The organism is Haloarcula laminariae (genome assembly GCF_025457605.1).
Taxonomy (GTDB): Archaea; Halobacteriota; Halobacteria; order Halobacteriales; family Haloarculaceae; genus Haloarcula; species Haloarcula laminariae.
Map to the genome: position 1 here is coordinate 162,547 of NZ_JAMZFY010000002.1, position 18,522 is coordinate 181,068.

20 protein-coding genes are annotated in these 18,522 nt (G+C 67.2%); 5 read left to right on the forward strand and 15 right to left on the reverse strand.

Going from position 1 to position 18,522, the window contains the following annotated elements; all coding sequences use genetic code 11:
• Positions 1 to 25 precede the first annotated feature (25 nt).
• Both NJQ98_RS12350 and NJQ98_RS12355 read left to right on the forward strand, forming a co-directional pair.
• On the forward strand, positions 26 to 721 hold the full coding sequence (locus NJQ98_RS12350) for a metallophosphoesterase family protein (RefSeq protein ID WP_262179099.1): 696 nt from the start codon (positions 26 to 28) through the stop codon (positions 719 to 721).
• A 53-nt stretch (positions 722 to 774) separates the two neighbouring features.
• Positions 775 to 1,107 (forward strand): DMT family transporter, encoded by a 333-nt coding sequence (locus NJQ98_RS12355; protein WP_262179101.1) that lies wholly within the window; start codon positions 775 to 777, stop codon positions 1,105 to 1,107.
• 233 nt (positions 1,108 to 1,340) lie between these two features.
• Here the strand turns inward: NJQ98_RS12355 and NJQ98_RS12360 are convergent, their stop codons facing one another.
• Entirely contained in the window at positions 1,341 to 2,516 is a 1,176-nt protein-coding gene (locus NJQ98_RS12360) for an aspartate kinase (RefSeq protein ID WP_262179103.1), read from the reverse strand.
• A 136-nt stretch (positions 2,517 to 2,652) separates the two neighbouring features.
• Here NJQ98_RS12360 and NJQ98_RS12365 point away from each other — a divergent pair, with 136 nt between their 5' ends.
• A complete protein-coding gene (locus NJQ98_RS12365; RefSeq protein WP_262179105.1) occupies positions 2,653 to 3,054 on the forward strand; it encodes a hypothetical protein in 402 nt (133 codons plus the stop codon).
• A gap of 204 nt (positions 3,055 to 3,258) precedes the next feature.
• Here NJQ98_RS12365 and NJQ98_RS12370 read toward each other — a convergent pair whose 3' ends face one another.
• Positions 3,259 to 4,215, reverse strand: coding sequence for a YndJ family protein (locus NJQ98_RS12370; protein WP_262179107.1), 957 nt, complete (start codon positions 4,213 to 4,215; stop codon positions 3,259 to 3,261).
• Positions 4,212 to 4,883 (reverse strand): DUF4166 domain-containing protein, encoded by a 672-nt coding sequence (locus NJQ98_RS12375; RefSeq protein ID WP_262179109.1) that lies wholly within the window; start codon positions 4,881 to 4,883, stop codon positions 4,212 to 4,214. Before NJQ98_RS12375 ends, NJQ98_RS12370 begins: the two co-directional genes overlap by 4 nt.
• A 200-nt stretch (positions 4,884 to 5,083) precedes the next feature.
• Between NJQ98_RS12375 and NJQ98_RS12380 the strand changes: the two genes are divergently transcribed.
• Positions 5,084 to 5,614 (forward strand): type IV pilin domain-containing protein, encoded by a 531-nt coding sequence (locus NJQ98_RS12380; protein WP_262179111.1) that lies wholly within the window; start codon positions 5,084 to 5,086, stop codon positions 5,612 to 5,614.
• Positions 5,615 to 5,674: 60 nt separating this feature from the next.
• On the opposite strand, the gene thrC is transcribed toward NJQ98_RS12380, so the two are convergent.
• From thrC to NJQ98_RS12395, 4 genes are all read right to left on the reverse strand, one after another.
• Positions 5,675 to 7,054, reverse strand: a complete 1,380-nt coding sequence (thrC, locus tag NJQ98_RS12385; RefSeq protein WP_262179113.1) for a threonine synthase — start codon at positions 7,052 to 7,054, stop codon at positions 5,675 to 5,677.
• Positions 7,055 to 7,358: 304 nt separating this feature from the next.
• The gene (locus tag NJQ98_RS19240) at positions 7,359 to 7,622 is read right to left on the reverse strand and encodes a PH domain-containing protein (protein ID WP_489146082.1); all 264 of its coding nucleotides are present in this window, start codon (positions 7,620 to 7,622) and stop codon (positions 7,359 to 7,361) included.
• A gap of 59 nt (positions 7,623 to 7,681) precedes the next feature.
• Positions 7,682 to 8,476 (reverse strand): hypothetical protein, encoded by a 795-nt coding sequence (locus NJQ98_RS12390; RefSeq protein ID WP_262179115.1) that lies wholly within the window; start codon positions 8,474 to 8,476, stop codon positions 7,682 to 7,684.
• Positions 8,477 to 9,071: 595 nt separating this feature from the next.
• The gene (locus NJQ98_RS12395) at positions 9,072 to 9,470 is read right to left on the reverse strand and encodes a helix-turn-helix domain-containing protein (RefSeq protein WP_262179117.1); all 399 of its coding nucleotides are present in this window, start codon (positions 9,468 to 9,470) and stop codon (positions 9,072 to 9,074) included.
• A 392-nt stretch (positions 9,471 to 9,862) separates the two neighbouring features.
• Between NJQ98_RS12395 and NJQ98_RS12400 the strand changes: the two genes are divergently transcribed.
• Complete coding sequence (locus tag NJQ98_RS12400; protein ID WP_262179119.1) at positions 9,863 to 10,591, forward strand: SDR family oxidoreductase; 729 nt, start codon at positions 9,863 to 9,865, stop codon at positions 10,589 to 10,591.
• Positions 10,592 to 10,732: 141 nt separating this feature from the next.
• On the opposite strand, the gene argF is transcribed toward NJQ98_RS12400, so the two are convergent.
• From argF to argH, 8 genes are all read right to left on the reverse strand, one after another.
• Positions 10,733 to 11,626, reverse strand: coding sequence for an ornithine carbamoyltransferase (gene argF, locus NJQ98_RS12405; protein WP_262179121.1), 894 nt, complete (start codon positions 11,624 to 11,626; stop codon positions 10,733 to 10,735).
• A 2-nt stretch (positions 11,627 to 11,628) separates the two neighbouring features.
• Positions 11,629 to 12,684: a [LysW]-lysine hydrolase gene (locus NJQ98_RS12410; RefSeq protein ID WP_262179123.1), complete on the reverse strand. Its 1,056-nt coding sequence runs from the start codon at positions 12,682 to 12,684 to the stop codon at positions 11,629 to 11,631.
• Positions 12,681 to 13,808, reverse strand: a complete 1,128-nt coding sequence (locus tag NJQ98_RS12415) for an aspartate aminotransferase family protein (RefSeq protein ID WP_262179125.1) — start codon at positions 13,806 to 13,808, stop codon at positions 12,681 to 12,683. Before NJQ98_RS12415 ends, NJQ98_RS12410 begins: the two co-directional genes overlap by 4 nt.
• A 43-nt stretch (positions 13,809 to 13,851) precedes the next feature.
• Positions 13,852 to 14,688, reverse strand: coding sequence for an acetylglutamate/acetylaminoadipate kinase (locus NJQ98_RS12420; protein WP_262179127.1), 837 nt, complete (start codon positions 14,686 to 14,688; stop codon positions 13,852 to 13,854).
• Between the two features lie 19 nt (positions 14,689 to 14,707).
• Positions 14,708 to 15,745, reverse strand: coding sequence for an N-acetyl-gamma-glutamyl-phosphate reductase (gene argC / locus NJQ98_RS12425; protein WP_262179129.1), 1,038 nt, complete (start codon positions 15,743 to 15,745; stop codon positions 14,708 to 14,710).
• The gene (gene lysX / locus NJQ98_RS12430) at positions 15,742 to 16,638 is read right to left on the reverse strand and encodes a lysine biosynthesis protein LysX (RefSeq protein ID WP_262179131.1); all 897 of its coding nucleotides are present in this window, start codon (positions 16,636 to 16,638) and stop codon (positions 15,742 to 15,744) included. The genes argC and lysX overlap by 4 nt, the downstream gene beginning before the upstream one ends.
• 69 nt (positions 16,639 to 16,707) lie before the next feature.
• On the reverse strand, positions 16,708 to 16,872 hold the full coding sequence (gene lysW / locus NJQ98_RS12435) for a lysine biosynthesis protein LysW (protein WP_262179133.1): 165 nt from the start codon (positions 16,870 to 16,872) through the stop codon (positions 16,708 to 16,710).
• A gap of 162 nt (positions 16,873 to 17,034) precedes the next feature.
• On the reverse strand, positions 17,035 to 18,522 hold the full coding sequence (gene argH / locus NJQ98_RS12440; protein ID WP_262179135.1) for an argininosuccinate lyase: 1,488 nt from the start codon (positions 18,520 to 18,522) through the stop codon (positions 17,035 to 17,037).

Sequence of the window (18,522 nt, forward strand, 5' to 3'; positions counted from 1 at the left end):
GCCCCACACCGGGTAGTGACACAGTATGAAGGTTGGCGTCGTCTCCGACATCCACGGCAACCGCGTCGCCCTCCGGGAGGTGCTCGCCGATATGCCCGCGGTCGACCAGCTGGTCTGTGCCGGCGACGTCGTGGGGTACAACCCGTGGCACGCCGACTGCGTCGACGCGATGCGGGGCGAGCCGGCGGCGCTGCCCGACGACCCCTGGCCGACCGTCCCCGTCGCGACGGTGATGGGCAACCACGACCGCGCGGTCGCCGGCGAGACGCCGTTCGCGTTCAACGGGATGGCACAGGCCGGCGTGGAACACGCGAAAGCCCAGCTTGACGACGAGCAACTGGCGTGGCTCGCCGACCTCCCGGACGAACGGCTGCTGTTCGAGGACCGGGTGAAAGTCGTCCACGGCCACCCCGATGACCGCGACCACTACACGTACCCCGGGGAGTTCGGGCCGGAGCTGCTCGACGGCGAGGCGCTGTTGATTATGGGTCACACCCACCACCAGCACCACGAGGTGTACGACGAGGGCATCGTCTGCAACCCCGGCAGCGTGGGCCAGCCCCGCGACGGCAACTACCGGGCGGCCTACGCCGTCGTCGACCTCGACGAACGGGTCGTCCACGAACACCGCGTCGACTACGACACGACGGCGGTCATCGACGCCGTCGAGGACGCCGACCTCCCGCAGGAAATCGGCTTCCGACTGACGCAGGGTCGCTGACCCACTGGACCGACATATTTACCCTTTCGGCGGAAGCATCGGCCGGCTGACGGATGAACCCGTACGCCCTCCTCCTCGCCGCGATACTGTCGGAACTGGCCGGCACGACCGCTCTGAAACTCTCCGACGGCTTCTCGAAGCCGTTGCCCAGCCTCGTCGTCGTCGCCGGCTACGGACTGGCGTTTTACCTCCTCTCGCTGACGCTCGAGGAACTGCCCGTCGGCCCCGTCTATGCGACCTGGGCCGCGCTGGGCATCGTCGGCGTGACGGTCGTCGGCGTCGTCGGCTTCGGCGAACGGCTCGACGGGCCGGCCATCGTCGGGCTCGCGTTCATCCTCGCCGGCGTCTACTGCCTCAACGTCGTCTCGGAGATATCCGTACACTGAACGCGTGGCGTCTGGCCGTGAGCGGCCTGCGTGCCGCGAAGACGGGGGAGGGCAGGCAGTCGGCGGGTTTTGAAACGTCAATCGGTGGTGGACATCCGGCGGCGAAGCCGCCGGTTCGAACGCAACGTGCGGACTGGAGCACCGCTTTGTGGCGCGAGAGGAGCACGCAGCGATTGTCCCCTGTTTTTGACGAGTGAGAGCGCCGTCGGCGCTGAGAGGTCGCAGAAAGTGGCCTAGAAGACGCCCTGGACGAGTTTCAGGGCCTGCTCGCGGTCGTCCCACGGGACGAACACGGAGACGGAGGTCGCGGAGGTGACCACGTCGTAGATGTGGATGTGGGCGTCGGCGAGCGGGTCGATGACGCGGTAGGGGAGCGCGTGCTCGCTCGGGTCGCCGCCGGTGACGCGGATGACGGCGATGCCGTCCTCGACGGTGACGGAGGAGAGGGTGTCGTCGTCGACGATGCGGTCGTGCAGCAGCGTCTCGACCTCGTCGGCGTCGTCCTCGCCGACGTAGAAGGTCAGCGAGTCCATGCCCGAGGAGTTGGCGTCGATGTTGATGCCTGCGTCGCCGATGGCGGAGGCGAGGTCGGCGAGGATGCCGGGGCTGTTGCGGATGGCGCGACCGGCGACGGTGACACAGGCGACGGGCCCCTCGTGGAGGTCGATGAGGTTCTCGAACTCGCCCTCGATGGAGGTGCCGCCGGTGAGGAGGTCGCCGTGCTGGTAGTGGGCGACGCGGACCACGAGGTCGGCGCCCTTGTACGAGAGTGCGGAAGGAGCGACGACTTCGGCCCCGCGGAAGGAGAGCGAGCGGAGCTCGTCGACGCTGATTTTGCCGACGTTGCGGGCGCCCTCGACGACGCGGGGGTCGCCGGTCATGACGCCCTCGACGTCGGTGACGATGACGACCTCGTCGGCGTCCATGTAGTTGCCCAGCATGACGGCGGTGGTGTCGGAGCCGCCCCGTCCCAGCGTCGTCACGTTGCCCTCGTGGTCCTCGGCGAGGAAGCCGGTGATGACCGGGACGACGTCTTTCATCTGGCCCGCCAGCGCGTGGGCCCGTTTCTTCGTCTCCTCGACGTCGACCTCGCCGTACTCGTCGGTGATGATGGGCCAGTCCTCGCTGCCGGGTTCGAGGAAGACGGCCTCGATGCCGCGGGCGTTCAGCGCGCCCTTGAGCATCCGGACGGAGATGCGCTCGCCCATTGAGACGATCTCCGCGCGGTCCTCGTCGGCGGCGTTGTACTCGATGTCGTCGAGCAGTTCGTCGGTCGTGTTACCCATCGCCGAGGCGACGACGCCGACCTCGTGGCCCTGCTGGACTGCGGCGGCGATGGAGTCCGCGGCCCGGTTGATACGGTCGCCGCTTCCCAGACTAGTGCCGCCGAACTTCGCGATTACGCGCATTCGACCACCCTGTGTCCGTGAGTCATGCACGCGGGTTTGCCGTCGCTCGGGATAACTGTGTTCATCTTCCTTGCCCCCGGTCAGCATGGGACCGGGCGACACACCGTTTATTTGCGTGGGGCACACAGTGTCTGGCATGGAGATACGTGACGCCGTCGAGGCCGACGCCGGGCGTCTCGCCGAACTCGCGGACAGTCCGCCCGACGTGATGCGTAACCTCGTCCACGACCGGACGGTCCGGGTGGCGACCGAGGGCGAGGAGGACGTCGTGGGCTTTGTCAGCTACGACGCCAAGCAGGGGACGGTCCACGTGACACAGCTCGCCGGCTCGACGGAAGTCTGTGAGCGCTTGCTAAAAGAGCCGATAACCTTCGCCCGGCGGGAACACATGGCCGTCGAGTTGCTCGTCCCGGCCGACGAGTCCGATGTCGAGGCCGCCGTCGAAGCCACCGGCTTCACCGATTCGGGGTCGGGGCCGAAGTTCGCCGGGGAGTCGACGGTCCGGTATCGGCTGGAGCCCGAGGCCGCGGAGCAGTAGCGAGACGCCGACCAGCGGGAGGCGTCTCCGAAACAGCGAGCGGGGAGAGCGAGGGGTGAGCGGGGCGAACGCCTCGAAAGCGAACGGTGAAACCGTGAGCGGAACGACCCGCGAGTAGCGAGGACCCGAACGGAGTAAGGGACCTCGAAGTGATGCGGCGAACATAGTGAGCCGCGGAACAGCGGCGAGGAAGCGACGGTACCCCTACGGAACTTCGAGTCGCCAGCCGACCAGCCCCAGCAGCGCGAAGCCGAAGGCGTTGAGCGAGCCGTGCAAGGCGACCATCGTGGCGATGTCGAGACCGAGGGCCAGTCCGGAGAAGGTGGCGACGCCGTAGCCCAGCGCCAGCGCCATCGACAGCGGGAGCGCCACCGCCGACGCGCCAAGCAGGACGGCCTGCCGGCGGGACCGAGTCGGCGCGATACGGAGCAGGACAAACCAGCCAAACAGCGCGACGGCGACGGTGAAGCCACCGACGGCAACCACCTCGATGAGCGGCGAGAAGGAGATGCCGATGGCGATGATGGCCGGCCCGGCGAGAATCACGCCGACGAGAGAACGCCACAGTGGGGAGTCGAGATGGCCGCTGCGACCGGTGAGACCGGTGACAACGGGCAGGACGAAGCCGGCGTAGTGGAAGTGGACGGCCGTCAGGAGGATGATGGTCGGGCCGAAGTAGAAGGTGATATCCAGGTGGTACAGCAGCAGGGCGACGGCGGCGACGGAGACGTACGCCAGCCCGGCATCGATGGCCGTCTCGGGCAGCGCGACGCCGCCCCGCTCCGCGGTCCGAGCGAGCGCGGCCAATCCCAGCAGGCCGGTGACGAGGAGCCACGGGGCGGCCAGTGCGGCGGCCACGGGGCCGACCACATCGAGCGCGAGCGAGGCGGTGAGGAGGAGCGCGCCGACGGGCTGGCACCACACCGCCGCGCGGAGGCAGCGGCCGGCGGGACCCGGGAACGGGCCGTGGCCGGCCATGCCGACACCGAGCGGGACCAGCACCAGTGGCGCGAGTGCGAGCGCCCGCGGGACGGTGCCGAGCGCACCGGCGGCCACGGCCGCGACCCAGACGACGGCGCCGAGGCCGGCGCTCAGGTCGGGGACGGCGACGCCGCCGATAGTCGGAACGGCCCCGGTGTCGTCCCGCCGGACGACGCTCATACCGGCGGGAGTTTCGGGAGCCCCGCCATCGGTTTGAGCCGCTCGACGGCGGAGTCTTCGCGGGCCTCGCTGGCCTGTGTGAACGTCCCGCGGTAGCTGAGGACGTGGCCCGCGAGCGGGTTCTCGACGGTCGCCAGCACGTGGTAGCGCTCGCCGGCCTCGTCGTAGCGGTCCCGGACTTCGACGCCGGCCGCCACCGCGTCGGGCAGCGCGACGTAGCGGCCCTTGCGGTGGAGCCACTGCCGGCCGGCCTCGACGACGAGCGCGCCGTCCTCGACGCGGGGGTGCAGTTCCGTCGCGACGAGGCCGCCCCTGCCGAGGTAGTCCAGCAGCCGCTCGTTTTCGGCGTCCCAGACGGTCACGCTGTCGAACCGGCGGCGGGTACCGTCGAAGTTGAACACCCTGCGGGTCGTCATCGCCTCGTGCCCGCTCAGTTCGTAGCCGGCCGTGGTCACCGCAAACCGGATGTCGTGGCCGGCCTCGGGGAACAGCATGTCCCGGCTCGTCATCGCGTACAGCGCGGGCAGCGTGTGGACCCCGCGGGTGATGTCCATCCGGCCCCGGCCGACGGTGACGCCGTCACCGGGGCCGAGACTGTACCGCTCGCGGACCTTCGGATGGAGGTCGTCGGCCGCCGCGCCCAGCGCCCGCTCGTAGACGCCGGTCATACGTCCGTCCAGGTGCCGGCGGCGGTCGTCGACGTGGCGCTCCGCGGACTGGTGTGTGGGACCATCGTACGCCTTGATTTCGGTCCGGCGGCGGATAAAATTGTGTGAGGAGACACCGCAGGGCCTCGTGGCCGGCCGCCACGGTCAGACGGCTGTCGAAAGTTATTTTTCGGCATATGACAGATTATGCATGAGAGCTAATGCGTGAGGGGGACTCGCGGGGCGTGGCGTCGCTTATCGGAGTGTTGCTGATGGTCGGGGTCGTGGTCATCGTCGCCGCGGCGATGACAGTCTTCGTCTTCGACATCGGCTCCGGGGTGGAGTCGCCGGCCCCGAAGATGGACACCGACTACGAACTCGTGGCCGACGGCGGCGAGCGGACCGTCGCGATTACGCTCACGACCGGCGACGCGGTGGCGACGGAGAAACTCTACGTTGTCGGTTCGAAGGATATCGACATCGGCGGGGCGCCGGGGAGTTCCACGCCGGCACAGGAGCGGTACTCGTCGGAGCGGGAGACGTTCACGGAGTCCAGCGGCGGGAACCCGCCACAGGTCGGCATCGGGGAGACGTGGGACGCCGGCGAAACGGTGTACGTCGACCCGGACGGCGGCATCGATGGGGTCAGGATTACGGTCTACTGGACGAGCGAGTCGGTCGAGGGCATCAATCCGGGCCAGCCGGAGGGCGAGTACTCCTACAAGGTCAGCGAGTTCACGGTCGAGGGGTGACCGGCCCGGGTCGTCCCGACGGCGACACGTGCGACGGGACGCCACGCCGACGCAGAACCGTCACTCCTTCGAGCGGAGCTTCCGGTAGAGGTACGCGACGCCGAGCCCGCCGGCGAGCAGCGCCAGCGGCGAGGTAGCTGCCTTCGACGCCCGTTCGCGAACTGACCGGCCGACGGAGGACGACGCGCCGATGTGGTCGAGCACCGCTTCAGTGCTGTTTGCGACCGGTTCGGGGTCGTTGCCGGCCGCGGCGGCCGCGTCGGGGTCCTTGAGGAGATGGCCCGTCGTCAGGCAGACGACCGACTCGTCGGCCCCGATAACGCCCTCCTCGCGGAGCTTGTGCAGGCCGGCGATGGAGGCCGCGGAGGCCGGTTCGACGCCGACGCCCTCTCCGGCTATCTCGCGCTGGGCGTCGGTTATCTCGTCGTCGGAGACGGCGACGGCGGTGCCGCCGGTCTCCCGAATCCCGGGCAGCGCCTTCGGGGCGTTGACGGGGTTGCCGATGCGGATGGCCGTCGCGATGGTTTCGACGTCGTCCCAGCGGCGGACCTCGTCGTTGCCCTCCTCGACGGCCTCGACCATCGGCGCCGCGCCCTCGGCCTGGACGCCGGTGAGCTTGGGCACCTGGTCTTCGGTGATGGCGCCCGACTTGACGAGCTCGCGGAAGCATTTGTACAGCGCGGCGGTGTTGCCCGCGTTGCCGACGGGGAGGACGATGCGGTCCGGGTACTCGCCGTAGTCCTCGTAGTGTTCCTCCATGATTTCCAGGCCGATGGTCTTCTGGCCCTCCAGACGGAACGGGTTCAGCGAGTTCAGGAGGTAGGCCTCGCCGCGCTCGGCGAGGTCCTGGACGATGTCGAGACACTGGTCGAAGTTGCCGTCGACCTCGAGGATGCGGGCCCGGTGGAGAGCCGCCTGGGCTATCTTGCCTGCGGCGACCTTCCCCGCCGGCAGCAGGACGAGCGTCTCGAGCCCGGCGCGGGCGCCGTAGGCCGCAAGCGCCGCGGAGGTGTTGCCCGTCGAGGCACACGCCAGCCGGTCGACGCCGACCTCCTGGGCGACCCGGACGCCGACAGTCATTCCCCGGTCCTTGAAGCTCCCGGTGGGGTTCATCCCCTCGTGTTTCACGCGCAGGCTGTCGACGCCGGCCGAGTCCTCGATACGCGGGACGCGATGCAGCGGCGTGTTCCCCTCCGGGAGCGTGACGCCCACGTCGAAGGGCAGGGCGGCGTGGTAGCGCCAGACGCCCGACCCCTCGCCCTCGAAGTCCTCGAAGGTCGGCAGGTCGCCGTAGCGCACTTCCAACAGCCCGTCGCAGTCGTCGCAGGTGTAGCGGATGTCGTCGAACGGGGCGAACGTCTCCCCACACTCGATGCAGGTGAGCCAGACGCCGTCGTCGGCCTCCGGGGGTACGTCGTCGGTGAGTTGCAGGTCGGCCATTACCGGAGGGACGGCCCCATCGGGCAAAAGTCGGACGGTTACGGGCTGGAAGCGTCGGTCTCGTCGGGCGGCGATGAACAGGCGGAACACTGGTAGCGACGGCTCCGCCGGCACATCGCCTCATAGTGATCCGTGTGCCGATTTACCGGGATGCGCCGACCCCGAGGTCAGTGCTATCCGGAAATAGTTAACAATAACCATAATCACGGTGCATCTGGCTACCACCACACGCCAAATGCACGGCGAAGTTCCGGATTTCGACGGGTTACTTGAAGCCGGTCTCGACCCCCAGCACAGGACTGGACTACCGCATAGACGGACTTCGGTCAGCAACATCGGCAAGTCGAATTTTACCGAGCCCCTGGTTCAGTGAGAGGGTCCCAAATCTAAAGACTGATTGAATAGGGTTCTGCCGGAATTGGTGATTCCGGAGTTTGTCGAACCGTATCGCTTTCGAATAGGCCCGGAAGAAGAGTTGATACTCGCGCTCGGTGTGGGTTTCAGTAATAATATAGGCCGTCTTCTCTCGAAGGAATATCCGCACTATAGCGGATAGACAGGAGTGCACCGGCCGATAGCCGAACAGGTTTCCTCACCAAGCAGCGGCCCGGACTAATCGTGATAGTCTCAGGCTGGGTCGAAGGTCAAAGAGCTTCCCCTGGTGTGGTTATTGATTCTAAACTGTCGGTTTGTCTCCGAACCGAAAGCCTGTGCCGGAGTAGCTTGAACGCTAACGTCTCTTGTCAGGAATCGCCCGGCCGTGCTACCACTCGTCCCTCCGCCATGACCACTTGACTCTATACTCAGTCCATTACCAGACAACTGTTGGGGGTCAGTCACCTGTGTTGCGGACGTATTAGCAATTACCCCCGCAGTTTGGATCGCTTCTTCGCTGCTCGGGAATCCGCTTTCGTCGTTCGGGTCAACAGATATTAGCGTCTCGTTGAATGTCCCGATTTCAATCGTGTAACTGTTCGGCGGGGTGATCTCTAAAATCCATTCATACCGACCGGGCTCGATATCTGAATCGGAGAAATTGAATTCGAAGACGCCATCATCTGGCCGAATTGTCGGCGTGACTGTCTCTTCGCTATTTGGATAAGATAACCGCAGTGTACGGTCCCACTCCGGTTGAACTGACGGGTGGTAGGTAATATACGCCGCCTCCGCTGATTGTTGGAGTTCGTATTGATATCCATATATGAGTATTTCTTCGTCACTTGAGGCGATTTGTGACCCATTTTCGAGGAGATCAAACGAGTATCTCGCACATGCCTGCTCCGACATTATATTGACGTTTCCGCGCCACGTACCCGGAATCTCTACTCTCTTGTCTGTTTGCGCGTTTAGCAATGAATCATCTTCAAGCTCCCCGTCGTCAAAGTAATCCATGTAGAATTTCCTGATATCGTATGTGCCCACCGAGTCCTCACCCGAGGACGGTTCTCTTTCTTCATCAGTGGCGGTTGGGGTATCGTCATTTTGAGCGCCAGGAGTTCCGGTACTACTCTCGCCCTCACTGTTGAAACGGAGACAGCCAGTAAGTCCAGCTATCCCAGTGGCGCCTCCTAAACGCAGGAAACGCCTCCGTGTAGAATTAGTCACTATGCACCGGTATTCAATACCAAAACACAATATACTTTTTCATCTTCCAATTCAATTACATAGATAGAGTGGCCGTAACTGAGGTTCACAGTACACTCGTCGGCCTTCGGATTCACATCTATCCGCTGTATCTTGCACGGCGATTCTGATGGTTTACTGAGAGTAAGCGCTCTTCGCCAGCCACTATATTACAGGTGCTGACCTAACCACGACTAATTGGATAAGTCGTTACTGTTGAAATTGCTTTGTATCAAATTTGTGTGGGAAACCTGCCGCTCACTAGACCTGCGCAGCGAGCGGTTGGTTCATGAAAACGTGTCCGGAACGAATGAAGCTGTTACGCTGATATGAAAGCTGGATTCAACACGGTGTCCGTAGTGGCTAAGGAGCGGTGTGACAGGGCTAGCCCCTATTAGGTGCCGTCGACAGGCGTCCCACCATCGAAGGCATCGATTCGGTCGTGGACCGCCGACGCCCACGCTTCCAGGGCCTCGTGCAGCAGCTCGCGGGCCTCGTCGAGCGGCGTCGCGGTGTACTGGTAGACGTGGCCGCCGCCGTCGAGCAGGCGGCGTTCGCGCTCGGCCAGCCCCTTCTCCCGCAGCGTCGACAGCGAGCGGTTGACGTTCGACCGGTCCCGCTCCAGCGCGGACGCGAGCTCCGCGACGGTGCTGCCCGGCGCGGACAGTAGCGTCCGGTACGTCCGGACCTCGTGGCGGTGGACGCCGAAGACACACGCCATCACCTCCGCGAGGTCCGGCTCCTCGGTGGCCATCAGGTCGCGGAACTGCTCGGGCGAGGGGTCGAGGCTCATATGCGGGCCGGTAGGGCCGCCGGGCGCATAAACGGGGCCGTTACTTCGGGCTCACCCGCTCTCGGCGCGGTTGCGCTGTCGCCACAGCCACCGTCGCATCGCCTCGCGCGTGCGGGTTCCGTGACAGCGGGGCCGAGAGCGTAGCCGCGGAAAAGTGTGCTGAAATGTCACATCAATAGCAAAAAGGGTAGTGTTTCGACTGGAACACCCGTGAGTCCCGGTCCCGAACGGCGTGGCGCGGGAACTGTTTCGAGTGGAAACGGAGGGTTGGGCGGCGAATCCGTGCCGTCTCGTGTGAGAGTCACTCACAAACGTAGCCGAAAGGGCAGCGTTTCGGGTGGAGACGCCGCGCCGACAGAAGTTCTATGGGCGTCTCGGTCGGGGATGGGACCATGGGAGACCAGACTGTGCTCGTGACCGGCGCGAGTTCGGGTATCGGCGCGGCGACGGTCCGTCGGGTGGCCGCGGACGGGGCCGACGTGGCCCTGCTGGCGCGGAGCGAGGCCCGGCTGCGGGAGCTGGCCGACGCCGTCGCCGCCGACCACGGCGTCGAAACCCACGTCGTTCCGGCCGACGTGCGCGAGTCGCCCGAGGTCGCGGCCGCCGTCGAGTCGACGGTGGAGGCGCTCGGCCCGCTCACCGGCGTTGTCGTCAACGCCGGGTTGGCCCGGGGGAGCGAGGTCGAGAGCATGACCGACGACGAGTTCCTGACGATGCAGCGGGTCAACGTCAACGGCGCGTTCTACACCGTCCGCGAGGCGGTGCCCCATCTCCGCGAGACGGCCGGCAACGTCGTCTTCATCGGGAGCTTCGCCGGCAAGTACCCCCGGCCGTTCAACCCGGTCTACGCCGCGACCAAGTGGTGGGTCCGCGGGTTCGCGATGAGCCTCGCCGCACAGGTCGGCGAGGAGGACATCGGCGTCACCGTCGTCAACCCCGCGGAGGTCCGCACGGAGTTCGAGAGCGCCGACGGCACCCCCTTCGCCGAGGTGTTCGAGGAAGGCGAGGTGACCGAACCGGAGGAGGTCGCCGACGCCGTCGCCTTCGCGCTCGGGCAAGCGCCGCCGACGACGGTCAACGAACTCGACGTGTATCGGCGCGACAAGTTCTCGCACTTCTAAAGAACCTTTTTCTGCGTCGGGTGCGCTCGCTTCGCTCGCGCACCACTCCTTGAAAAACGTTCGCGAAAAAGGCCGGAATCTCGCTACGCTCGATTCCGGTGAAGCGCGGCGCGAAGCGCCGCGTATGCTCTGTCAGCAGTGCTAGTCCTGCTCAGACAGCCACGCCAGCAGCCCCTTCTGGGCGTGCAGGCGGTTCTCGGCCTGGTCCCAGACGACAGCGTTGTCGCTCTCGATGGCGTCGTCGGTGACCTCCTCGCCGCGGTGGGCGGGCAGGCAGTGCATCAGCGTGCGGTCGCCCAGTAGCTCCGTCGTAATCTGGAACCCGTCGAACTCCGCGAGTTTCTCCTCGCGCTCGTCCTCCTCGCCCATGCTGACGAAGACGTCGGTGTAGACCACGTCGGTCCCGGAGACGGCCGCCTCGGGGTCGTGGGTCGTCTCGGGGGCGGTGCCGAGGTCCCCGGCGCGGGCCAGCACGTCGTCGTCGACCTCGTACCCCTCGGGCGTGGCGACGGTGAGGTCGAGGCCGACCATCGCCGCGCCCAGGACGAACGACTGACAGACGTTGTTGCCGTCGCCGACCCAGGCCACCGAGACGTCGTCGAACCCGCCGAACCGCTCCCGCACCGTCAGCAGGTCCGCCAGCGTCTGGCAGGGGTGGGCGTCGTCGGTCAGGGCGTTGATGACCGGCACGTCGCTGTATTCGGCCAGTTCCTCGACGTCCCCGTGGTCGTAGACGCGGGCCATCACGAAATCGACGTACCGGGCCAGCGCCCGGGCGGTGTCCTTGACGGGCTCGCCGTGACCCAGGTGGATGTCGTCGGGGCCCAGGAAGATGGCGTGTCCCCCAAGCTGTGTCATCCCGGTCTCGAAGGACACTCTGGTCCGGGTCGAGGGCTTCTCGAATATCATCCCCAGCGTCTGCTGGTCGAGCAGGTCGCTGGCGTCCTCGCCGTCCGGGCCCTTTATCGCGGCGGCGCGGTCCAGGACGGCGGTCAGTTCATCGGTCGTGAGGTCGTCGACATCGAGCAAGTGCATGGTTACAGCAGGCGTTCGGTCACGTCCGTGAGGACGCTCACCGCGCGGTCGTACTCCGCGAGGCGGATGTGTTCGTTCGGCGCGTGGTCGAGGTCGGAGTCGCCCGGCCCGTAGGTGACCATCGGGCAGTCCCAGGCCTTCGCGTAGACGTTCATGTCGCTGGTCCCGGTCTTGCGAAGGAGCGTCGGGTCGCCGCCGTGGTCGCGGATTGCCGTCCGGAACGCCCGGCCGACGCTGGTCCGCGGGCTCTGCATCACGGGTTCGATTTTGTCGTCCCAGTTGACGGTGCCGTTGTCCAGATGGCCGTCGGCCATCTCGCGTATCTCGTCGGTCGAGTACTCGGGGGGGACCCGCAACTGGACGCGCATGGTTGTCTCAACCGAGAGGCCGTCGTCGGAGATCCCGCCGCGGAAGTCGACGGGCTTGCAGGTGACCCGCTCGAAGACGGGGTGCCACTCGTCCCTGGCGAACTCGTCCTCGACGGCGGCCCACCAGTCCATCGCGTCCTGGATGGCGTTGTTCTCCGGGCGCGAAGAGTGACCGGACTCGCTCGTGGCGACGTAGGTGCCACCGAGCAGGCCCCGGTAGCCCAGCGTGATGCCCTCCCAGCCGGAGGGTTCGCCGTTGATGACCGCGCCGGGCTCGCTGTCGCGGTCCTCGACCAGGTAGTGTCCGCCCTTCGAGTCGACCTCCTCGCCGACGACGCCGACGAAGGAGGCCCCGGTGCGGACGGCGGCGACGGCCATCGAACACAGCGGCCCCTTCGCGTCGACGGAGCCACGGCCCCACAGCACCTCGCCGTCGTCGGTCTCCTCGACCCGCACCGGGATGTCGCCCGGGACGGTGTCGATGTGGGAGGTCAGCAGGACGCCGTCGTCGGCCGGCGCGCGGACGTTGCCGACCCCGTCGAGCCACACCTCGCGGTCGTGGGCCTCGAAGAAGGCCACGAGGCGCTGGGCGGCCTCGCGTTCCTCGCGCGAGACGGAGGGGATGCGGACCACGTCCTCCAGCAGGTCCCGGGCCTCCGTGTCGGCCTCGTGGGCCTGGGCTTCGCTCATCCCACCACCTCGGCCATGGCCTCGACCACCTCGTCGGCGTGTGACTCGTCGATGGTCAGCGGCGGGAGCAGGCGCACGACCGTGCGGCCGGCCGGCAGCGCCAGGATGCCGTGGTTCAGCGCGAGCTGTTTCAGGGCCTTGTTCGCGCCCCGACCGACCTCGACGCCGACCATCAGCCCCTCGCCGCGGATGTCGCGGACCTCGTCGCCGATGGCGGCCGTCAGCTCCGTCTGGAGGTAGTCGCCCACCGCGGCGGCGTTCTCGGGGACGCCTTCTTCGACGATGGTCGAGACGGTCGCGCCGGCGGCCGCGGAGATGACCGGCCCGCCCGAGAACGTCGAGGCGTGGGAGCCGTAGTTCTCGGCGATCCAGTCCCGACACAGCGTCGCGCCGACGGGCAGGCCGTTTCCGAGTCCCTTGGCGGACGTTATCATGTCGGGGGCCACGTCGGCCCGCTGGGAGTTCCACAGCGCGCCGGTGCGGCCCATCCCGGTCTGGACCTCGTCGAAGATGAGCGCCGCGCCCGCGTCCTCGGTTATCTCGCGGGCGGCTTCGAGGTAGCCGTCGGAGGCGGGGTTGATGCCGCCCTCGCCCTGGACCGGCTCGACGATGAAGGCCGCCGTGTCCTCGTCGACGGCCTCGTCGAGCGCCTCGCTGTCGTCGTAGGGAACGAACTCCACGTCGCCGATGAGCGGCTCGTAGGGCTCCTTGTACTTGTTCTTCCAGGTGGTCGCGAGCGACCCCATGGTGCGGCCGTGAAAGCCCTGCATCGTGGCGACGATTTTGGAGTTCCCAGTGGCCGACCGGGCGAACTTCAGCGCCGCCTCGTTGGCCTCCGTCCCGGAGTTACAGAGCCAGGTCTTGTCGATTGGGTCGGGCGCGGTGTCGGCGAGCAGGTCGTACAGCGCCGTCCGCTCGGCGTTGGGGTAGGAAGCCTGGACGTACGTGATTTGCTCCAGTTGCTCGGCAACGGCGGACTGGACGGCCTCGTGGCCGTGGCCCAGCGGGACGCAGGCGTAGGACGCGCCCATGTCCAGATACTCCGTGCCGCTGTCGTCGTAGACGTAGGCGCCGTCGCCGCGCTCGATGCGAATCGGCTTCTCGTTGAAGACGAAACCGCTCACAGCGACGCACCTCCGGCGGCGTCGACACGTGTCGTGTACACAGTCATTGTTCCTCCGTTACAGCCCCGGCCTTGATATGTGTCCCGTCACCGTCCAGCGCCGACAGAATCGGCTCGTCGGCGTTGGCGTCGGCGACGACCACCTCGCCGGCCCCGCCGGTGAGGGCCTCCCGGGCGGCCATAATCTTCCGGCCCATGAACCCCTCGGCGGCGGCCTCCAGGTCGGCCCAGTCCTCGCCCGTCTCGACCGATTCGATGAGCGTCGACGGGTCGTCGGGGTCCCCGTAGACCCCCTCCACGTCGGTCAGCAAGACCAGCGTCGCGTCGAGTTCGCCGGCTATCGCGGCCGCCGAGCGGTCGGCGTCGGTGTTGACGGGAACGATTTCCCCGTCGTCGTCTCCGGCCATGGGCGGTGCGGCAACCGGGGTGTATCCGTCACCGAGCAGCGACCGGAGCAGGTCGCCGTTGACCCGCTTGATGGTGCCGGAGTGGTCCCCGCGGCGGATTTTCTTCTTGCCGTCCTCGACCACGCGGACGGCGGATTTGCGGGGGCCGTAGAGCAGCTTCCCGTCGACGCCGTTGAGGCCGACGGCGTCGACCCCCTCGCTCTGGAGGCCCGCGACGAGCTGGGTGTTGAGGTGACCGAAGGCCATCTCGAACACCTCCATCGTCGCCTCGTCGGTGAAGCGGCCGACGACGCCGCTCGGCGTCTCGACGTACTCCGGGTCGATGCCGAGCCGTTCGAGCGTCTCGTCGACCTTGGTGGAGCCGCCGTGAACGACGACGACCTGTTTACCCTGCTCGACGAGCGATGCGACGTCCGCCAGCGCGCCCGCGGGGTCGACCGCACGAGCGCCGCCTACCTTGATTACTACGGTCATGAAAAGCTCTGTCCAGGTGTCAGGGTGCGCCGACGGGGTGGAGCCCCTGGAACTCCAGCCCCGCCGTCTCCTCGATGCCGAGCGCGACGTTCGCGGCGTGGACGGCCTGGCCGGCCGACCCCTTCATCATGTTGTCGATGGCCGAGAAGACGACCAGTCGCTTGTTGCCGGGGTCGAGTTCGAAGCCGACCTCCGCGCGGTTCGTGCCCGCGACGGCCTTCGGCTCGGGGTAGCGGTAGACGCCGCCACCGCCGGAGACGAGTTCGACGAACGGTTCGTCCTCGTACTGGCCGCGATAGGCGCCCCAGAGGTCCCCCTTCGAGACCGGGCCGTCGGGGAAGACGTGGCAGGTCGCGCTGGCGCCGCGGACCATGTCCACCGCGTGGACGGTAAAGGAGACGTCGACGCCGAGGAACTGCTGAATCTCGGCCTCGTGGCGGTGGCCCGTCGGGGCGTACGGGCGGACGACGCCCGAGCGCTCGGGGTGGCTGGAGGCCTCGCCGCCGCCGGCGCCGCCCTCGCTGGAGCCGACCTTCACGTCGACGACTATCTGCTCGTCGCCGCTGAGGACGCCGTGCTCGAACAGCGGCAGCAAGCCCAGGATGGTCGCCGTAGCGTTGCAGCCGCCCGACGCGATGAGGTCCGCGCCTTCGAGGTTCTCGCGGTTGAGTTCGGGCAGCGCGTACTCGCTGTCGGCCAGCAGTTCCGGACGGACGTGGCCGTCGTACCACTCCTCGTACTGGGCCTCGCTGTCCAGCCGGAAGTCCGCCGAGAGGTCGACCACGGTGTCGGCGGCGTCCTGGAAGTCGTCTATCTGTTCCATCGAGACGCCGTGGGGCGTCGCCGCGAACAGGACGTCGACGCTCTCCAAGTCGCTCGGGTCCGAGAAACGGAGGTCCGAGTGCCGGAGGTTCGGGTGCTGGTGCCCGATTGTCTTGTTCGCCTTCGAGCGGCTGGTGGCCTGTACGAGTTCGAACTCGGGGTGGCCGTCCAGCAGGCGAAGCAGCTCGCCGCCGGTGAAGCCCGAGCCCCCGACGACGCTGGCTGAGTAGGTCATGCTGTCGTCTCTGTACCGCTCTCGCTTCCCGCCTTCGATTCGAGCCAGTCGACGACCTTCGCGGGCACGTCGACGTCAGCGACCTCGTTGAGCGCCTTGAACTCGACGGTGTGGTTGACTTCGTGGACGGTGTAGTCGTCCGGCTCTGGGTCGTCTTCCGACACCCCGACCTCCATCAAGTCGATACCGAGCAGGCCGCCGCCGACCGCGTCGGAGGCTTTCTCGACCAGTTCCAGCGCGCGGTCGTCCAGTTCGAAGGGGTCGGTCTCGGCGCCCTTCGCCGCGTTGGTGAGCCAGTGGTCCGACGAGCGGACCATCGCCGCTATCGGCTCGCCGTCGACAGCCAGCACGCGGATGTCGCGGCCGGGCTTGTCGACGAACTCCTGGACGTAGAATATCTTGTGCTCGTAGTGGCCGAGCGTCTCCTTGTGTTCGAGGATGGCCTCGGCCGCGTCGCGGGAGTCGATTTTCGCCATCAGGCGGCCCCACGAGCCGACGACCGGCTTCAGGACGCAGGGGTAGCCGAAGTCCTCGATGGACTCCAGCGCGGCGTCCTTGGTGAATGCCACGTCGGTGTCGGGCGTCGGGACGCCCGCCTCGACCAAGGCGAGGCTGTTTTTCACCTTGTCCGAACAGACCTCGGCCACGTCGGGCCCGTTGACCACGGGCACGTCGTAGGCCCGCGCGAACTTCGTCGCGTAGACGGACCGGGAGGTCGAGAGACAGCGGTCGACGACAAGGTCGAGGTCCTCGAAGGCCTCGGGGGCCTCGCTGATGTTGAACTGCTGTTTGCGGACGTCTATCTTCTCGATGTCGTGGTCGCGCTCGCGCAGTTCCGAGAGCAGGAGCTTCTCGTCCTTGCGGATACGCGAGTAGAGGAGGCCGATGTTCATGCTGTTGGCTCCGTGAAGTCGTGGGTCACGGTGTCACGGCGATTGGTCGGCCGCGCCACCGGGGACACCTCACTCACCCCAGTCCTCTTCGAGCTCGGGAGCGCTGTCGAGCTCTACGGGGTCGGTACCGATGACTTCGAGCTCGGCGCCGCAGGTGGAACAGTCGACGATCTCTCCGACTTCGAGGCTGTCGTGCAGGGAGACCTCCGCCCCGCACTCGATGCAGTCTGCCATTGTACCTGTCTATGACCCACGTACCCACTTAAATCCACCGGACTTGTCAAGTAAAATTACACACCTACACGCCGCTCTAGAGGAGTAACAAGCCCGTCATCCGCATGTGACCGAATTCAATATCAGGTTTCTGGTATAATTGCCCCGAGGAGGGGTCGTCGTTTACACATACGTCTCGACCTCCGCCTGTAGGCGGTCGCGTGCGCCCGAAACCGTCGCCTCGGCCGCGTCGAGCCGGTCGCCGTGGTTCGCCAACACGTCGTCGGCGGCCGCCAGCTGGTCGGCGACCGCCTCGGGCGCCGGCCCGCCCCGGGAGTCCCGCATCGCGACACTCTCGGTCGGGTCGAGCGCGCGTTCGACGGCCTCGCGGTCGACGTACTGGTCGAGCGGGGCGTCGAGCACGCCCTGGGCGACCGCCGAGAGGGCGTCGTAGTCGGGGGCGTCCGCGTCGGCGTCGAGGTCGGCCGCGGCCTCCGCGACGACTTCGTGGGCCGTGCGGAACGGGACCCCGGCCATCGCCAGCAGGTCGGCGACGCCGGTCGCGGTGGCAAAGCCCGCCGTGGCGGCGGCTTCCAGCCGTTCGGCCGGCCAGTCGGCCGTCGCGACGGCGCCCGCGGCCACCTCGACGCTCTCCGTGGCGCTGTCGATGGCGTCCCAGGCGTGGCGCCCGGCCCGCTGCAGGTCGCGGTTGTACGCGCGGGGCTGGCCCTTGAGGTTGGTCAACAGCCCGTTGAGCCCGGCGGTCGCGTCGCCGGTGCGTCCGCGGACCAGTTCCAGCGTGTCCGGGTTCTTCTTCTGGGGCATGATGGAACTGGTCGAGGCGTAGTCATCGTCGAGTTCGACGTGGCCCTTGCTGGCCATCACGACCACGTCCTCCGCTAGCTGGGAGAGCGTCGTCGCCAGCCCGGCCACGGCGCTCGTCGTCTCGACGAGGAAGTCCCGCGTCGCGGAGGCGTCCATCGAGTTCTCCGCGACCGAATCGAAGCCCAGCAGCTCGGCGGTGCGCTCGCGGTCCACGTCGAAGGGCGTCCCGGCGAAGGCCGCCGCCCCGAGCGGGTTCTGGTTGATTCGCCCGTAGGCATCGAGCAGCCGCGCCGTGTCCCGCTGGAGGGCCTGCTCGTAGGAGAGCGCCCAGTGGGCGACGGTCGTCGGCTGAGCGGGCTGGAGATGCGTATATCCCGGCATCACCGTCCCGGTCTGTGCGCGGGCCACGTCGAGCAGCTGTTCGCGGGCGCCCAGGAGCGTCCCGACCAGTTCGAGCACGTCCGAGCGCAGGCGGTAGCGGATACAGGCCGCCACCTCGTCGTTGCGCGAGCGGGCGGTGTGCATCTTCCCGCCCTCGGGCCCGACGCGGTCGATGACCGCGCTCTCGATGGCCTCGTGGACGTCCTCGCCGTCGGCCAGTGCGCCGTGGCCGGCGTCCTCGATGTCGTCGAGGGCAGTCAGAATCTCGCCGGCGGTGTCGGCCTCGACGACGCCCTGCTCGACGAGCATCACGACGTGGGCGCGGTCGACGGCCAGGTCGGCCGCGAAGATGCGCTCGTCGTCGGCGAGCGAGGAGAGAAACGAGCGGGCGGGGCCGCCGCTGAAGCGGTCGCGGCGGACGGCCCCGCTCGCGGCGTCGCCGCCGTCCGTTTCGTCCTCGCTCAT

Excerpts from the sequence above, each read along its gene's own strand:
- NJQ98_RS12360 (WP_262179103.1), bottom strand. The coding sequence starts at position 2,516 with ATGCGCGTAATCGCGAAGTTCGGCGGCACTAGTCTGGGAAGCGGCGAC.
- lysX (WP_262179131.1), bottom strand. The coding sequence starts at position 16,638 with ATGAACATCGGCCTCCTCTACTCGCGTATCCGCAAGGACGAGAAGCTC.
- NJQ98_RS12350 (WP_262179099.1), top strand. The coding sequence starts at position 26 with ATGAAGGTTGGCGTCGTCTCCGACATCCACGGCAACCGCGTCGCCCTC.
- NJQ98_RS12380 (WP_262179111.1), top strand. The coding sequence starts at position 5,084 with ATGCGTGAGGGGGACTCGCGGGGCGTGGCGTCGCTTATCGGAGTGTTG.
- NJQ98_RS12375 (WP_262179109.1), bottom strand. The coding sequence starts at position 4,883 with ATGACCGGCGTCTACGAGCGGGCGCTGGGCGCGGCGGCCGACGACCTC.
- NJQ98_RS12410 (WP_262179123.1), bottom strand. The coding sequence starts at position 12,684 with ATGAGCGAAGCCCAGGCCCACGAGGCCGACACGGAGGCCCGGGACCTG.
- NJQ98_RS12400 (WP_262179119.1), top strand. The coding sequence starts at position 9,863 with ATGGGAGACCAGACTGTGCTCGTGACCGGCGCGAGTTCGGGTATCGGC.
- NJQ98_RS12420 (WP_262179127.1), bottom strand. The coding sequence starts at position 14,688 with ATGACCGTAGTAATCAAGGTAGGCGGCGCTCGTGCGGTCGACCCCGCG.
- NJQ98_RS12370 (WP_262179107.1), bottom strand. The coding sequence starts at position 4,215 with ATGAGCGTCGTCCGGCGGGACGACACCGGGGCCGTTCCGACTATCGGC.
- argH (WP_262179135.1), bottom strand. The coding sequence starts at position 18,522 with ATGAGCGAGGACGAAACGGACGGCGGCGACGCCGCGAGCGGGGCCGTC.
- NJQ98_RS12395 (WP_262179117.1), bottom strand. The coding sequence starts at position 9,470 with ATGAGCCTCGACCCCTCGCCCGAGCAGTTCCGCGACCTGATGGCCACC.
- lysW (WP_262179133.1), bottom strand. The coding sequence starts at position 16,872 with ATGGCAGACTGCATCGAGTGCGGGGCGGAGGTCTCCCTGCACGACAGC.
- argC (WP_262179129.1), bottom strand. The coding sequence starts at position 15,745 with ATGACCTACTCAGCCAGCGTCGTCGGGGGCTCGGGCTTCACCGGCGGC.
- NJQ98_RS12365 (WP_262179105.1), top strand. The coding sequence starts at position 2,653 with ATGGAGATACGTGACGCCGTCGAGGCCGACGCCGGGCGTCTCGCCGAA.
- argF (WP_262179121.1), bottom strand. The coding sequence starts at position 11,626 with ATGCACTTGCTCGATGTCGACGACCTCACGACCGATGAACTGACCGCC.
- NJQ98_RS12355 (WP_262179101.1), top strand. The coding sequence starts at position 775 with ATGAACCCGTACGCCCTCCTCCTCGCCGCGATACTGTCGGAACTGGCC.
- thrC (WP_262179113.1), bottom strand. The coding sequence starts at position 7,054 with ATGGCCGACCTGCAACTCACCGACGACGTACCCCCGGAGGCCGACGAC.